The organism is Acinetobacter sp. DL27, from assembly GCF_055810995.1.
Window position 1 is genome coordinate 2,919,548 of record NZ_CM147947.1, and the last position, 15,576, is coordinate 2,935,123.

Annotated in this window: 14 protein-coding genes; 13 read left to right on the forward strand and 1 reads right to left on the reverse strand. The window is 40.6% G+C overall.

Annotation, left to right across the window (positions count from 1 at the left end; translation table 11 throughout):
• The first annotated feature begins 100 nt into the window (after positions 1 to 100).
• The 10 genes from AC0KVP_RS14050 to rdgB all read left to right on the forward strand — a co-directional run bounded on the left by AC0KVP_RS14050 (position 101) and on the right by rdgB (position 12,780).
• Positions 101 to 2,377: a TonB-dependent receptor domain-containing protein gene (locus tag AC0KVP_RS14050; protein WP_473337425.1), complete on the forward strand. Its 2,277-nt coding sequence runs from the start codon at positions 101 to 103 to the stop codon at positions 2,375 to 2,377.
• A gap of 330 nt (positions 2,378 to 2,707) precedes the next feature.
• Positions 2,708 to 4,987: a TonB-dependent receptor gene (locus AC0KVP_RS14055; RefSeq protein WP_473337427.1), complete on the forward strand. Its 2,280-nt coding sequence runs from the start codon at positions 2,708 to 2,710 to the stop codon at positions 4,985 to 4,987.
• A 116-nt stretch (positions 4,988 to 5,103) separates the two neighbouring features.
• Positions 5,104 to 5,787, forward strand: a complete 684-nt coding sequence (locus AC0KVP_RS14060; protein ID WP_126038226.1) for a Fe2+-dependent dioxygenase — start codon at positions 5,104 to 5,106, stop codon at positions 5,785 to 5,787.
• Between the two features lie 49 nt (positions 5,788 to 5,836).
• On the forward strand, positions 5,837 to 6,943 hold the full coding sequence (locus tag AC0KVP_RS14065; RefSeq protein WP_473337431.1) for an alpha-hydroxy acid oxidase: 1,107 nt from the start codon (positions 5,837 to 5,839) through the stop codon (positions 6,941 to 6,943).
• A gap of 358 nt (positions 6,944 to 7,301) precedes the next feature.
• Positions 7,302 to 8,999: a 2-isopropylmalate synthase gene (leuA, locus tag AC0KVP_RS14070; protein ID WP_004979043.1), complete on the forward strand. Its 1,698-nt coding sequence runs from the start codon at positions 7,302 to 7,304 to the stop codon at positions 8,997 to 8,999.
• Positions 9,000 to 9,100: 101 nt separating this feature from the next.
• Positions 9,101 to 10,261, forward strand: coding sequence for a homoserine O-succinyltransferase MetX (metX, locus tag AC0KVP_RS14075; RefSeq protein ID WP_473337434.1), 1,161 nt, complete (start codon positions 9,101 to 9,103; stop codon positions 10,259 to 10,261).
• Positions 10,261 to 10,854 (forward strand): methionine biosynthesis protein MetW, encoded by a 594-nt coding sequence (gene metW, locus AC0KVP_RS14080; protein WP_004979039.1) that lies wholly within the window; start codon positions 10,261 to 10,263, stop codon positions 10,852 to 10,854. Before metX ends, metW begins: the two co-directional genes overlap by 1 nt.
• Entirely contained in the window at positions 10,851 to 11,441 is a 591-nt protein-coding gene (locus AC0KVP_RS14085; RefSeq protein ID WP_473337438.1) for a tetratricopeptide repeat protein, read from the forward strand. Before metW ends, AC0KVP_RS14085 begins: the two co-directional genes overlap by 4 nt.
• 78 nt (positions 11,442 to 11,519) lie before the next feature.
• Positions 11,520 to 12,020, forward strand: a complete 501-nt coding sequence (locus AC0KVP_RS14090; protein WP_473337440.1) for a hypothetical protein — start codon at positions 11,520 to 11,522, stop codon at positions 12,018 to 12,020.
• Between the two features lie 133 nt (positions 12,021 to 12,153).
• Positions 12,154 to 12,780 (forward strand): RdgB/HAM1 family non-canonical purine NTP pyrophosphatase, encoded by a 627-nt coding sequence (gene rdgB / locus AC0KVP_RS14095; RefSeq protein WP_473337442.1) that lies wholly within the window; start codon positions 12,154 to 12,156, stop codon positions 12,778 to 12,780.
• Positions 12,781 to 12,899: 119 nt separating this feature from the next.
• On the opposite strand, the gene AC0KVP_RS14100 is transcribed toward rdgB, so the two are convergent.
• Positions 12,900 to 13,784: an AEC family transporter gene (locus AC0KVP_RS14100; protein WP_473337444.1), complete on the reverse strand. Its 885-nt coding sequence runs from the start codon at positions 13,782 to 13,784 to the stop codon at positions 12,900 to 12,902.
• 159 nt (positions 13,785 to 13,943) lie between these two features.
• On the opposite strand from AC0KVP_RS14100, the gene tatA reads away from it, so the two are divergent.
• The 3 genes from tatA to tatC are packed head-to-tail and all read left to right on the forward strand — an operon-like array spanning position 13,944 to position 15,405.
• Positions 13,944 to 14,165, forward strand: coding sequence for a Sec-independent protein translocase subunit TatA (gene tatA / locus AC0KVP_RS14105; protein ID WP_473337446.1), 222 nt, complete (start codon positions 13,944 to 13,946; stop codon positions 14,163 to 14,165).
• Positions 14,166 to 14,182: 17 nt separating this feature from the next.
• Positions 14,183 to 14,629 carry a Sec-independent protein translocase protein TatB gene (gene tatB / locus AC0KVP_RS14110; RefSeq protein ID WP_473337448.1) on the forward strand — a complete coding sequence of 149 codons (447 nt, stop codon included), beginning with the start codon at positions 14,183 to 14,185 and terminating at the stop codon, positions 14,627 to 14,629.
• Complete coding sequence (gene tatC / locus AC0KVP_RS14115) at positions 14,626 to 15,405, forward strand: twin-arginine translocase subunit TatC (protein ID WP_176537127.1); 780 nt, start codon at positions 14,626 to 14,628, stop codon at positions 15,403 to 15,405. The genes tatB and tatC overlap by 4 nt, the downstream gene beginning before the upstream one ends.
• The last annotated feature ends 171 nt before the right edge of the window (positions 15,406 to 15,576 follow it).

Below are 15,576 nucleotides of genomic sequence, written 5' to 3' on the forward strand. Positions count from 1 at the left end.
ATGGCTTTTTGTTGCAAATGATAAATATTACCATTAATATTTGCGTCAACTTTGATCGTTTTTTTCAATTTTTTTCTCGTCCATCATTGGAACTCTAGTTATGAGTAAGTTTAATCTACACCCTCTTTCATTGGCATTGCTTGGGGCAATCACCACTCCTGTTTTCGCAGAAACAACAACTGACGACTCATCTACCCATCAGCTTTCCACCATTGTGGTTTCAGCTGCGGGTTTTGAGCAAGATATTAAAAATGCGCCTGCGTCTATTACTGTATTAAATCAAGAAGACCTCAAATCCAAACGCGTAAACTCATTAGCAGATGCTTTACGTGGTGTAGAAGGTGTAGATGTTAGCCCTACTGCTGGTAAGACAGGAACACTCAATATTCGTATGCGAGGTATGCCTGCGGAATACACTTTAATTTTAATTGATGGTAAGCGCCAAAATAGTGTAGGAAACATTACACCGAATGGTTTTAGCGAATCTAATAATAACTTTATTCCACCAATTTCAGCTATTGAGCGAATTGAAGTCATTCGCGGCCCAATGTCAACTTTATATGGTTCAGATGCTATGGGGGGCGTCATCAATATCATTACTAAAAAAGTGTCTAATGAGTGGACTGGCTCTGTAAACTTAAACGGCACGGTCCTACCAAATAGCTCAGAGTTTGGTAACCAATACGCTGCCGAAATATTTACCTCAGGCCCGCTGGTAAAAGATTTGGTTGGTCTGCAAATCCGCGCACGGAAAGCTGAACGCCAACAATCATATATTAAAGTCCCAGCTGCAAATAACGAGATCAATACGTTAGCTCAAGGAAATAGTCCGACAAAATCAGATATTGAAACCTTTGGTGGCCGCTTAACTTTTACACCACATGCTGATCATACTTTTGCACTTGACGTTGAAAACACTCAACAATGGTTTGACAACAGTCGTGGACAACTTGGTACATACCTAGATAATAATGGTAAACCACTAGCACCCAATAGCACTCAAGGCTATGGACCTAGTCAAGAATATGAACGCACTAAAGCCTATATCTCTCATGAATGGCAAACAAATTTTGGTCGTTTAGAAAGCAGTATTTCTCATGTAGAAACAGAAACTATTGGGCGTCTTTTACCCGCGGGCATGTTAACGACACCAGAAAACCAAAAATTCGTTAATCGTGAATTAAAAAGTGAAGATATCTATTTCGATACTAAATTCACGACACAGAACATTGAGAATCACAACATTACCATTGGTGGTCAATGGTGGGATGCCAGCCAAAAAGATGGTATTCGTCGTGCCAACCCTGAGCTAACTTTTGAGCAATATGGTCTATTTATTGAAGACACATGGTCTATTTTACCAAACTTAAATTTAACCTTAGGTGGCCGTTTTGATGATCACAGTGCTTTTGGTGATTTCTTTACGCCACGCGCATATTTAGTCTGGAATATGAATGATCAATGGACTGCTAAAGGTGGCTACGCAGAAGGGTATAAAGTTCCTCGCTTAGAACAACTAACCCAAGGGTTATCCAACATTGCTGGTCAAGGACGCACACCAGTTTTAGGTAATATTAATTTGCAGCCTGAAACGAGTGAAAGTACAGAGTTAGGCATTTATTTTGATAACCAACAAGGTTTTAATGCGAACCTAACGTTGTTCCAAAATAAGACTAAAGATAAAATTACAACATCAGGTGCAAACTATGCACTCACCTTTATTCGACAAAGTGATGTAGACCGACTGACCAATGATGGTACCTATGTACCAGGTGTTAGCTATGATGGTCGCCCAATCGAGTTTGACTGTACAGGTAATCAAGCAGCCTGTGATGCCAAGTTAAAAGAATGGGGCGTAGACTGGACAACTGCAGCAAATCGCAACTTAACACTTGCACGCCCTTATAACGCAGAAGAAGCTGAATCACATGGTATTGAAGTTGGTGCCTCATACCAAATTAATAACCAATGGCAAGTTTCTGGCAATTATACATGGACAGAAGGTGAACTAACTGATGCGACAGGTCGTACCATTGATGATGCAGATAATGCTGAACACATGGCTAACCTCCTAGTTAATTACCAACCGGCTGATAATGCATCACTTTGGTTACGTGGTGAATATCGTAGTAGTCAAATCCGAGAAGATGGTAACGTTAAAAACACTTTAGGTGACTATAAAGGCTATACACAATGGCATCTTGGAACCAACTATATAGTGAATGACAACATCGAAGTTGGTGTCGCACTTTATAATATTTTTGATGTCAATTTTGTTGATTATCAATATGTTTCCACTGAAGATGCTTATTATAACCGCTATACAAACACCCAAGAAGGACGACGCGTTCAGCTAAGTACGACCTTTAAGTTCTAAGCTACATCTAAAACCCTGCTACGGCAGGGTTTTCTTCATACATACCAAATATAGATCCAACACAATTTCTACATATTCTTTTGAGATACGCCTTTAAAATTGGCTTGAAAAAAGTAAATTTTAAATTCCAATAATATTATAAAAATATAATCTAATTTTCCAATTTAAATAAAAATCAAAAGCTTAAAACCAGTTTATTACATTATTACATTTGTTTTTTATGCATGAATAGCTCTAAGCATCGACAATTCCAATGTAATAGTTATGCTACAAAAAATAAGAATCATTATTATTCGCATACTAATTTACAACGCTAGAACTAGATTCGTTATGGCCTTCATCAAAACACGTAAAAAGCTGGTTTCTTCAGCAATCGCTTCAACACTCTCTGTGGTTGCAGTCAATGCTGTTGCGCAAGATCAAATCGCGCAATTAGAAACAATTCACACGGAAGCGGCAGCAGAACAAAGTTTGAAAGTAGACAAATCTGCAAACAGCAAGTTCGTTGCTCCCCTACTCGACACACCAAAGTCAGTGTCGGTTATTTCTAAACAGTTGATTGAAGACACTCAAGTTACAACTTTAAGTGATGCTTTACGCACAGTGCCTGGTATCACACTTGGTGCAGGTGAAGGTGGTAACCCAAATGGTGACCGTCCATTTATCCGTGGTTATAACTCTGAAAGTTCAATGTACGTAGATGGTGTACGTAACTCTACTTCTCAAAACCGTGAAATGTTTGCGATTGAGCAAGTTGAAATTACTAAAGGTTCTGCATCTGCTATGGGCGGTGCAGGTACAACTGGTGGTAGCATCAACATGATTTCTAAAGTTGCAAAAAAAGGTGACTTTTTAGAAGGTTCTGTGGGTGCAGGAACGGATGATTACCAACGTATTACTTTAGATGGTAACAAAGATTTTGGTAATGGTATTGCTGCTCGTGTTGCCGTAATGGGTCATCACAACGACAAAGCGGGTCAAGAAGAAGATGGTACTGAATATGCGCGTGCAGGTATTGCGCCAAGTATTACTTTTGGTCTAGACAGCGACACGCGTGCAACTTTAAGCTACTACTACCTCAAAACTGATGACACCCCTGATTCAGGTGTGCCATACAACAATCCTACGGGCTATTCACAATACTCAGGAAAACCAATTGATGTAAAACAGGGTGTTTACTATGGTTGGAAAGACCGTGATTTCCAAAAACAAGAGAACCAAATCGGTACAATCAAATTAGAGCATGATCTTACCGATGATTTAACCATTAGTAATACCACTGTTTATAACAAATCAAAAAATGACTATCTTTGGACGAATCCAGATGATTCTAAAGGTAACATTTATAAAAATGGCAATGTATGGGCGCGTGTTAACTCACGTGTAGCTGATACTGAGACCTTTACAGACCAATTGGCTTTAACAGGTAAATTTAATACAGGTCGCTTAAAGCACAGCTTTAACTTAGGCGCTGAGTATTCAGACCAAGAAACTGATCGTACCCAATATATTATTAATGGCGACAACACAACTGGGAATAAATATCAAAACTGTACCCCAGCTGATTCAATAAGTTCAGGCTGGTGTACTTCTGTCCAAAACCCTAATCGTGGCCCATGGACAGGCAGCATTAGTACCGAAGGTGCTGACCAATACAACACTCAAACAAAATCTACTTCTATTTACTTACTAGACAACATTGAATTCAGCCCTCAGTGGATTTTAGATTTGGGCTTACGCTGGGATAAGTTTGATACTGAACAGACCATGACTTATGGAGCTCGTAACAGTGCTGTTATTGCTAATCCTGCTACAGCAAAAGTCGGCGATAAGGTAAAAACTGAAAGTGATACCGACTTTTTCACATATCAAGCAGGTATTACTTTTAAACCTGTTGAAAATGGGTCTATTTATGCAAGTTATGCCACTTCTGCAAACCCTGTTGGTATAGATGCTGGTGACGGTTCAGAAGGCATTGGAGCGGCTTATAGCAACCTAGATCCTGAAGAAAGTCGTACTTTTGAAATCGGTACAAAATGGGACTTGCTACAAGATCGCCTAAATTTAACAGCTGCTATTTTCCGTACTGAAAAACAAAATGCTCGTATTCAACTGTCTCCTACAACCTATAGCAATATCGGTGAAAGTAAAGTGGATGGTCTTGAACTTGGTTTAAACGGTAAGATTACTGATAAATGGGATATTAGTGCTGGTTATACTTATTTAGACAGTAAAGCGACCAAAAATGGTGTAAGTTGCCGTGGTACAACATGTACAGACCAATCTATATTTAATGGCAACCAAATGCCTAACGTTCCTAAAAACAGTGCTACGCTATGGACAACTTACCAAATTGTGCCACAGTTAACTTTAGGTGCCGGCGCAATTGCGATGGACAAAGTTTATGGTGACTTAGCAAACACAAAATATGTACCAGGTTACGTTCGCTACGATGCTATGGCGCGTTACAACGTAAACAAAAATGTTGACCTTCAGTTAAATGTCAACAACTTGGCTGATACACGTTATTTCACTAAAGCTTATGCATCTCACTATGCAACAGAAGCTGAAGGTCGTAGCGCAGTACTGTCTCTAAACTTCAAATACTAAGTTTATAACTAAAATCTCTCTTCATCCTGAGATTTGATAAAAATAGCCTCTCATTGAGGCTATTTTTATATATGCTTAAAGACTAAATAGATCTTTCATTTTCAGTAGGTCATGTTGTGATCCATCATATTCCCAATGTATTAAGCAAAGAACAGGTACAATACTTTCGTAATGAAATGGCAAAAGTGGAGTGGATTGATGGTAAAAAAACCACAGGATCACTCTCAAAAAATGTAAAACAAAATCAACAGCTCCCCGAAGATCATCCTCTCACACAACACTTAGGCAATATCATCTTAGAAGCACTTGGACAACATCCACTCTTTATGTCCGCGGCCCTACCTTTAGATATTTTGCCACCTTATTTTAACCGCTATGAACAGGGCGAAACTTTTGGCTTCCATGTGGACAATGCCATTCGCTGGGTAGCCGGAAGCAAAGATCGGATTCGTACTGATGTATCCTGCACTGTTTTTCTAAGCGAACCTGACGAATATGAGGGTGGCGATTTGGTAGTAGAAGACACCTATGGCTATCATGAAGTGAAATTACCTGCGGGTGATATGATTTTATATCCATCTACCAGCGTGCATGAGGTAACACCAGTGACCTCAGGCTGCCGTGTCGCTTCGTTCTTTTGGGTTCAAAGTATGATTCGAGATGATGCTGACCGTCATATCTTATTTAATCTTGATCAAACCATTCAGAACCTACGTGTGCAGCTCGGTGATCAACATCAAGAAGTAGTTAAGCTCACCAGTCTGTATCATAACCTGATGCGCAAATGGGCTGAACTGTAAAACAATAATCCCAGCTCAACGTTAACTACTGTAGCAACTGGACCGTTCCATGACATCAACAACTGTTTTGCCACCACTCACCCAAATTCCTGCCTCATTGCAAACGATTGCGGACTATGAAATTGAGGCAGAAAAACATCTGCCTGAGATGGTCTGGCACTATTTGCAAGGTGGTGCTATGGATGAAATCAGTGTTCGGAATAACCTCGCTCAGTTCCAAAACCTGCACTTGATACCACGTATGTTAAGAGATCTCACTCAAGGCAATACGAGCTGTGAAATCTTAGGGCAAATCTTTCCACATCCTATTTTTGTGGCACCGATTGGTCATCAACAGCAGTTTCATCCTGAAGCAGAAGCAGCAACCGCACTGGCAGCTGAAGTACTCGGTAGCAATATGATTTTGAGTACTTTTACCAACACCGACATGCGAACATTCAAACCTGAAAATCCCTACAAATGGTTTCAACTGTACTGGCAAGGTGACCGTGATAAATCTCTGGCTTTGCTTAAGCTCGCTGAGGCACAAAACTTCACCGCAATTGTCATCACTGTGGACTCTCCACATACAGGCATCCGTGACCGTGAACGTCGTGCTTTCTTTCACCTTCCTGAAAACATGCAGCATCCGCACACTCCTGCCCATATTCCACTGCCTGAACTGCAAGAAGGCGATCATCCCGTGTTTAATGGGCTAATGAAAATTGCTCCGACATGGGATGACATCGCATGGATGGTTCAACAGACTGATTTACCCATCCTGTTAAAAGGCATCGTCAGTCCCCTCGATGCACAACTGGCCATTCAATATGGCATACAAGGCTTAATTGTGTCTAACCACGGCGGTCGTGTTTTAGATACCTGTATTTCGCCACTGAAAGCCTTGCAACTCATCAAAAAAGCCGTTCCGCACGACTTCCCTCTTTTATATGATGGCGGTATTCGTCGCGGCTCAGATGTGTTTAAGGCGATTGCCTTAGGGGCTTCCGCGGTTTTAGTTGGACGACCATGTATTTATGGTCTTGCCACTGCAGGTGCCTTAGGCGTTGCCCATGTGCTTAAAATCTTAAAAGAAGAGTTTGAGATCACCATGGCGTTGATGGGCACTGCAACCCTTGCAGATATACAGCCAGATATGGTCATAGAGTTCTCATAGCCTCTTTAAAAACGCGAATGAAATAAACCAAATTCGTGAAATGAAGAAAAAGATTAAACTCATCTCAAAAATACACGGAAATATTTCCCCTAAATATCAAATTAAAGGGAAATATTTTTTCAGATACGACTAAAAGCCATAAAAAAAGAAAAATCTTTTCGACCGAACTGGATTAAACTCTTAAATATAACGTTACAAGGTTACTCACGGTAAATCTAAGTCGTATCAAATATTTACGTTTAAAAACACCCTGAAGACTCCCTTGTAAATAGAGACCATAGACACAATCTATATTCAGTAGTAGGTTGCTTTTTATTACCCACTCAAATGCAACCCGTACTATGTAAGGAGTTACCTCATGATGTTGGCTGATCCAAGTAAAAAATATCGTCGCATGTATCAACGTGTTGACTTGCCAGACCGTCAATGGCCAAACAACGAAATTACAAAAGCGCCTATTTGGATGAGTACTGACCTGCGTGATGGTAACCAAGCGATTTTTGAACCGATGGACATGGAACAAAAATTTAAAATGTTCCAAATGTTGGTGAAAATTGGATTCAAGAATATTGAAATCGGTTTCCCTTCAGCATCTCAAATTGACTTTGACTTTACCCGTAAATTAATCGAAGAAAATCACATTCCAGATGATGTGTATATCGAAGTGTTAGTTCAAGCACGTGATCATTTGATCCAGCGTACCTTTGAGTCTTTAGCAGGCGCAAAACGTGCCATCGTGCATATTTATAATTCAAATGCACCAACCTTCCGCCAAAAAGTCTTAAATGTCGATGTTGCAGGTGCGAAGCAATTAGCGGTCAATGCAGCCAGCAAAGTCAAAGAATATGCAGCACAATATCCTGAAACAGAGTGGGTGTTCCAGTACAGCCCTGAGTGTTTCTCTGCAACCGAATTAGAAGTTGCAAAAGACGTGTGTGATGCAGTTACCGAAATTTGGGAAGCATCGCCAACCAATAAAGTGATTTTAAACTTACCTGCTACGGTTGAAGTTTCAACCCCAAACGTTTATGCAGACCAAGTCGAATGGATGCACCGCAACATCGCTCGTCGTGATGGCGTGATTATTTCTGTGCACTGTCACAATGACCGTGGCTGTGGGATTGCTGCATCAGAATTGGCCATTATGGCCGGTGCAGACCGTGTCGAAGGTTGTGTGTTTGGTAATGGCGAACGCACAGGTAACGTCGATGTCGCTGCGATTGCTTTGAATATGTACTCTCAAGGTGTTGCGCCAAACTTAGATTTTTCAAATATCAATGAAATCATTGCAACGGTAGAAGAATGCACAGGCTTGCCTGTTCACCCTCGCCACCCTTATGCAGGCGACTTGGTCTTCACAGCATTCTCTGGTTCGCATCAAGATGCCATTAAAAAAGGTTTCGAGTTCCAAAAGAACGAAGAAATTTGGGATATGCCATACTTGCCAATCGACCCGAAAGACTTGGGCCGCGACTATGATGCTGTGATTCGCGTCAACTCACAGTCAGGTAAAGGTGGTATTGCTTACTTGTTAGAAGCAAATTACAACGTAGTATTGCCACGTCGTATCCAAATTGAATTCTCTCAAACCGTACAAAAACGTACCGATGAAGAAGGTACTGAAATTACCGCACAAGAAATTTGGAAATTGTTCAAAGAAACTTATGTGGACACCAAAGATACGCATTACTCGACTAAAAACTACCGTTTGTATGACAACAACGGCAAACAAGTCGTTGAGCTTGAAGTTGAAGTGAATGGTGAAACTCAGCAATTACGTGGCGAAGGCAATGGTCCAATCTCTGCAATGTTGGATGCTTTACAGTTACCAATTGATGTCTTGAGCTACGAAGAGCGTGGTATTAGCTCTGGGGCAAATGCTAAAGCCTTGGCTTTGGTTGAGTTACAAGTCAAAGGTACAGGTAAATCAGCCTTCGGTGCGGGTATTCACGACAACATTGTGACCTCATCGATTGAAGCTATTATTGCGTGTACCAACCGCTTAATTGATCAAGGTGTGTTAAGCACAGATCAAGTGATTGCTGCTGCGGTATAAGTATTAGCAATAATAATTAGCACTAAAATGACTTTAGAAGGATACCCTCAAGTGGTATCCTTTTGTTTATTAACCCCAAAGATTTAAGGCGAATTATTCCTGTGTCTTTTCCTGCTGACTCCGTGGGTATCGTTAGTCCACAAAAGTTTACTTTTGAAGAGCCCTTAGAGCTCGAATGCGGTCGTATTCTCCCTCGTTATGAACTGATGGTTGAAACCTATGGTGAGCTCAATGCAGATAAATCCAATGCGATTTTAATTTGCCATGCACTATCGGGTCATCATCATGCTGCGGGTTACCATCATGCTGACGATAAAAAACCGGGTTGGTGGGACGCCTGTATTGGCCCAGGTAAAGCGATTGATACTTCAAAGTTTTTCGTGGTTGCACTGAACAATATTGGGGGCTGTAGCGGTTCAACAGGGCCAACTTCGCCAAACCCTGAAAATGATAACCGTCCTTATGGTCCTGACTTTCCTTTAGTCACAGTCCGTGACTGGGTTAAAACCCAAGCCATTTTATCCGATCATCTGGGCATTCAAGCCTGGAGTGCGGTGATTGGTGGTTCGTTGGGTGGTATGCAAGCCTTGCAATGGTCGGTTGATTATCCTGACCGTTTGCAAAAATGCGTGATTATTGCCAGTGCACCGAAACTGTCTGCTCAAAATATTGCCTTTAACGAAGTCGCACGTCAGTCAATTTTGTCTGATCCAGACTTCCATGATGGTCGCTATCTTGAAAATGACAGCTATCCAAAACGTGGCCTAATTTTGGCACGTATGGTCGGTCATATTACCTACTTATCTGAAGAAGCCATGAAACAAAAATTTGGTCGCGATTTAAAGTCAGGCAAATTTATGTATGGTTTCGATGTCGAATTCCAAGTCGAAAGCTATTTGCGCTATCAAGGTGAGCAGTTCAGCCGTAACTTTGATGCCAACACTTACCTGATTATGACCAAAGCTTTGGATTATTTTGATCCCTCGCGTGAGTATGAGCAGTCTTTAGTTAAAGCCATGTCACAGACTAAATGTCAGTTCCTTGTGGTGTCCTTTACCACCGACTGGCGTTTTACCCCGCAACGTTCACAAGAAATTGTGGATGCGTTGATCACCAACCACAAACCGGTGAGCTATTTAGATATCGACGCTGAACAAGGCCATGACTCATTCCTGTTCCCGATTCCTTTGTATGTAAAAACATTACGTGCATTTCTGGGCGGTTCTGAACACCTTCAAGCAACATCTCAGGAGGCTGTGTAATGCGTATTGATCATCAACTGGCAGAAAAATGGATCAAACCTGATTCCAGCGTACTTGATTTAGGCTGTGGTGACGGTGAATTACTGGCCCATATGAGTAAAAAGCACAATATTCGCGCATATGGACTAGAAATTGATCAAGAAAAGATTGCAATTGCGGTCGGTCGCGGGTTAAATATTATCCAACAAGACTTAAACTTGGGTTTAAGCCGCTTTGCAGACCAGTCTTTTGACTATGTCGTTATGGCACAAGCCTTGCAAGCGGTAGATGCACCAGATGTTTTATTACGTGATATGGTGCGCGTAGGGAAACAGGCGATCATTACTTTTCCTAACTTTGCTCACTGGAAGACCCGTTCTTTCTTGGCACTGAAAGGAATGATGCCCGTTTCTGAAGCTTTGCCGTACATGTGGTATAACACACCCAATATCCACTTATGTACTTTCCGTGATTTTGAAGCACTTTGTGCGGAAAATAACATCAGAATTATTAATCGACTCGCTGTAAATGGGGATCAACAAGATAGTTTACTCAGTAAACGTCTCCCGAATTTGTTTGGTGAAGTCGCAATTTATCGAGTGAGCGCTCTATGAAAAAACTATTCTTAAGCACGACACTACTGGTTGGACTTTTGAGCATTCAAGCTCATGCAGATTATGTTTCCCCAACCACGTCTGTTGCGAGTCAAGCTGCACAATATTCTGTTATGGATATCAATAGCTTAATTAAAGCGGCAAAAGCAGGTCAGCCTGCTGCGCAGTTCTATCTTGCAACCAAGTATCAACAAGGTAAAGACATCTCTGCAGATGAACGACAGGCCTTTGCTTGGTACAAAGCCGCTGCAGATCAAGGTCTTTCAGCGGCTCAGCTGAATGTTGGTCGTATGCTTGCAGATGGCCTAGGCACCACAAAAGATGAATCTTTAGCACGTCAATACTTTGAAAAAGCAGCCAGCCGTGGTGATAACCGCGCAAGCTTTAACTTGGCGATGATGGAAGAGCAAAAGAAAAACTACATGGGTGCTTACCAGTGGTATGAGCTTTCAACCCGTGATGGTATGCTTGACAATAAAGTGATTACACTTTCTGAAGGCAAGAAAACAGCCTTGGCGGCAAACTTAACACAAGATCAAATTCGTCAAGCACGTGACCGTGCAGACAAATGGATTCAAGCCCAATAAGCTGAATGTTAAAGATAGAAGAGCCGACTTGTGATAGTCGGTTTTTTATATCAAAGATAACTAAAACTTTTTGATATTATGATGGATTACTCTTATTTAGATACACTGATTAACGATTGTGAAATAGCAAAGCAATCAAAACCTATAAACACCTATATTTATTCAAGTAATGAAGATTTAGAAACATTTTTCATTCTTCACAGAAAAGCGCTAATACAAGAAGATATTTCTGCAATTTATATTATTAAAGAAATCAATGGTAATTCAGAAGAAATACGTTTCAAATTCGAACAGTTTAAACGTAATAAAGAAATGGCTTGCCCAAAACTCAACCACAACCCTTCTGATGTTTTGTATGTAGGTTCTTCCTCGAAGAACGTGATTAACCGCTTAAAACAGCATATTTTAGGTACTCATAATAAAACCTACGCTTTAAAATTGGTAAACTGGTTTCAAGGCGAATACGAAATTGAAATTCGAACATATAAAGTCGCGCCTAATATATTACAGCTAATCGAAGACAATTTATCTCATAACTTACATCCAGCATTTGGAAAAACAGGAGGAAATAATAAATAGTTTGAAATAGAACAAAATGTAAATTTAAAGAATTATTCTCCTAATGAGTCCTAAACATAACGACTCAACACTATCCTATTCTAATGAAAAACCCTAAAATCCAAATTAATCTATGCTAGTTTCAAAAACAGATATGTCTACACAAAATTGGTTATCTCAAAGCACGTTAGTCCTCGCAAGTAATAACAAAGGCAAAATTGCGGAATTTGAAAAATTATTTGCAGAACTCAACTTACCTGTTGAAGTGATTGCTCAAGGTAAATTGAATATTGAAGATGCCATTGAAGATGGTTTGAGTTTTGTCGAAAATGCGATTATTAAAGCACGCCATGCTTCTAGAATCTCAGGAAAACCAGCCATTGCAGATGACTCTGGGATTTGTGTCCCAGTTTTAGATGGTGCACCGGGGATTTACTCTGCGCGTTATGCAGGTGAACACGGCGATGATGCTGCCAATAACCAAAAACTCTTAGCTGAACTCAAGCTACTGCGTAAAGATGGTCAAGCGATTGAAGGCATGTTTGTATGCGTTTTAGCGTTAGTACAACATGCCGACGACCCTCTTCCGCAAATTTTCCAAGGCATTTGGAAAGGTGAAGTACTGGAGGCTGCACGTGGTGAAAATGGTTTTGGTTATGACCCGCTGTTCTGGTTACCCGAGTTAGGGCTTTCAAGTGCAGAAATGAGTAAAGAAGAAAAAAATAAAATCAGCCATCGTGGTCAGGCGATGCAACTGTTTAAAGCCAGTTTAGAACAATAAAAACTAAGCTGCGCAATGTTGCCCCTTCTCCCCTCGGGGAGAAGGGTAGCGAAATATTTTCTATATTCTCCTCTATCGCATTTGCGCAGCACTATGCATTTCCAGCTAAAAGTGAGTGCTTAAATCACAGCAAATACATGCAGCAGTAAACCATAAATACTCACCACGACACAGCTGATGATCGTACCTGAAGCAATGTATTTTGCCGATGTGCCTGTACCTTGATAATGCGTTTCCAAAGCCACAATATTGGCTGCTGGCGGTAAACAAAACAATAAGAACATGACCCCAATATATTGTTCAATATTAGGAATAGCGAGATAACGATAACTCAGCCCACACAACACCACGCCACATGCTAATTTTAATAAAGCTGTCTGACTACTTTGCCACAGGTCCGCTTTCTCAACTTTGGTGTGCCTCAACCACATGCCCAATACACACATGCCAGAGAAGCTCATACCAAATTTGGATGCACTATAAATCACATCAATCAGATCATGCTGTGACCAATGTTGCACGCCAACGAAACGAAAAATAAGGGCCAACATCAAAGCAATCATGGGTGGAGCACAGAGCACTTTTTTTAAAATAAATGAAAAAGGTAGCGATGTTTGGCTCACAGCCGTCACTGCCCAGAGATTGCCAAAAATAGAACCACCGATATATAAGGCCACCATTGCTGGACTAATTTTTGTGCCAAACAACGCAATCGCAAAAGGAAAGCCTAACCATGCCATATTGACATAACTAAAACATAGGGCGCTTAATTTATTCTTTGAAAAGTATAAGAAAAAGTAAAATAAGAGCACTGCCACGACAAAACTGAATAGCATCAGACTAAAGCTACCGGCCTGATAAAACACCATGTTGTAGACAATAACAATCGGAATAAAGCAACGCGCTAAAAGACTTGAAAAGCCTGTTTTCAACCGTGTTGCCAATGGGGTGGATGCAAGGAATAAACCACTAAGAAAGGCCAACAGAGGGAGCAGCAACGTCACTTCAATATCCTTGAAATTTCACCGAATCATCATAACACTGCTTTTTCTCAAAATCAGTGCGGAGCGATCGTTTTGTCTTGAAATTGAAACATCATCGTCACCGCAATGTCACACAAGCCTGTTGATATAGGGAAAACGAAAAATGATGAGGATCTACCCATGGCGGGATTATCAATTTGGCACGTACTAATTTTTGCAATTGTGGTTATTCTTCTTTTTGGTACAGCCAAACTTAAGAACTTAGGCAAAGATGTCGGCGGTGCGGTGAAAGACTTTAAAAAATCAATCCGTGATGAGGATGCTGAAGCAGCTCAACTCAATGAGCCACGTACCTTAGAACATCAAAATAACAATACAACCAACTCAACCGTCAAACATTAAGTCATTGGAGTTTTGCGATGCTCAATATCGGCATGACAGAGCTTTTGGTGTTTGGCATTATCGCACTATTGGTTCTTGGACCAGAGAAATTACCTGAAGCTGCGCGCTTTGCGGGCAAGTGGTATGGTAAAGTCAAACGCATGGTCAGTAATGTGCAAAATGACATTGACCGTGAGCTACGGATGTCTGAATTACGTGAACAAATGCAAAATGAAATGAAGCGAATTCAGGAGCTTGAACAAAAGATGCAACACATACAACAACAAAATATTTTGGCAAATGAAAAACACCAAGAAACTGCCACACTCGATAATAAAAATATCTCCCATACTTATCAGTATGTGAATCAAAAAGTGCCTGTATTACTGACACTTCAACCTATGAAACAAAAGTCATCTGTAGATTCGGTACCTTATTTAGGCTGTGTTCAAAATAGCTTTGAACCGATGCGGGAGGCCGTATGAAATCTAGCAACTTAAGCCCTGTAGTGACTCAAGACTCAGAGCAACTGCTGCTTGAAGAAATGCCGATTACTAAGCACTTGATCATCTTAAGAGGTCATTTATTTAAAATCGTCGGTTTAATTCTCATTTTGTTTTTTTGTTTATTGCCTTTTGCCAATCATAGCTACCAAATGCTATCTGAACCCTTACGAGCACAACTTCCAGTTAGCTCATCTATGATTGCAACGGATGTTACTGCCACCTTCATGGCACCATTTAAACTGAACTTTTTTGTGGCTCTCATGCTGGCCATGCCTTTTATCATTTATCAGCTTTGGGCTTTTGTAAAACCTGCGCTATACGAAAAAGAAAAATCGCTCGCAACACCTCTTTTGATTGGTAGTATTGCTTTGTTTTATGCAGGTGTCGCTTTTGCTTATTTCATTGCGCTGCCATCCATTTTGCACTTTTTTATCAGTGTTTCCCCTGACACTGTGGCCCCAATGACAGACATCAACAGCTATCTCAGCTTCTGTCTAAAACTGTTTTTGGTTTTTGGCTTAACATTCGAAATTCCTATTGTTACCTTGATACTCATCTTGATTGGGGTGGTGAGCACACAACAATTGGTTGAAAAACGAAAATTCATTATTGTCGGCTGTTTTTTTGTTGCAATGTTTGTGACCCCACCTGATGCTCTTTCGATGATTATGCTCGCGATACCGATGTGGCTTTTATTTGAGATTGGTCTCTTTTTTGGAAAACTGATTGAAAAAAAACGAGCGGCTGAAGTTTAAGCTCCCCCCGATTAAAAACAATGAGCAGGCAAAATTGCCTGCTTTTTTTATGGCTAAATGTGCTACCGATCATTTCATGTTTTTGACATATAAACTTCACTACGCTGTCATATTGACGCTTTACCTTGTTTGTAACTTTCTAAAAACGACCAAGCAAAGACGCTAGGAAAA

Coding starts and splice junctions, on each gene's coding strand:
- AC0KVP_RS14050 (WP_473337425.1), top strand. CDS start 101: ATGAGTAAGTTTAATCTACACCCTCTTTCATTGGCATTGCTTGGGGCA.
- AC0KVP_RS14055 (WP_473337427.1), top strand. CDS start 2,708: ATGGCCTTCATCAAAACACGTAAAAAGCTGGTTTCTTCAGCAATCGCT.
- AC0KVP_RS14065 (WP_473337431.1), top strand. CDS start 5,837: ATGACATCAACAACTGTTTTGCCACCACTCACCCAAATTCCTGCCTCA.
- leuA (WP_004979043.1), top strand. CDS start 7,302: ATGATGTTGGCTGATCCAAGTAAAAAATATCGTCGCATGTATCAACGT.
- metW (WP_004979039.1), top strand. CDS start 10,261: ATGCGTATTGATCATCAACTGGCAGAAAAATGGATCAAACCTGATTCC.
- AC0KVP_RS14085 (WP_473337438.1), top strand. CDS start 10,851: ATGAAAAAACTATTCTTAAGCACGACACTACTGGTTGGACTTTTGAGC.
- AC0KVP_RS14090 (WP_473337440.1), top strand. CDS start 11,520: ATGATGGATTACTCTTATTTAGATACACTGATTAACGATTGTGAAATA.
- rdgB (WP_473337442.1), top strand. CDS start 12,154: ATGTCTACACAAAATTGGTTATCTCAAAGCACGTTAGTCCTCGCAAGT.
- tatA (WP_473337446.1), top strand. CDS start 13,944: ATGGCGGGATTATCAATTTGGCACGTACTAATTTTTGCAATTGTGGTT.
- tatB (WP_473337448.1), top strand. CDS start 14,183: ATGCTCAATATCGGCATGACAGAGCTTTTGGTGTTTGGCATTATCGCA.
- tatC (WP_176537127.1), top strand. CDS start 14,626: ATGAAATCTAGCAACTTAAGCCCTGTAGTGACTCAAGACTCAGAGCAA.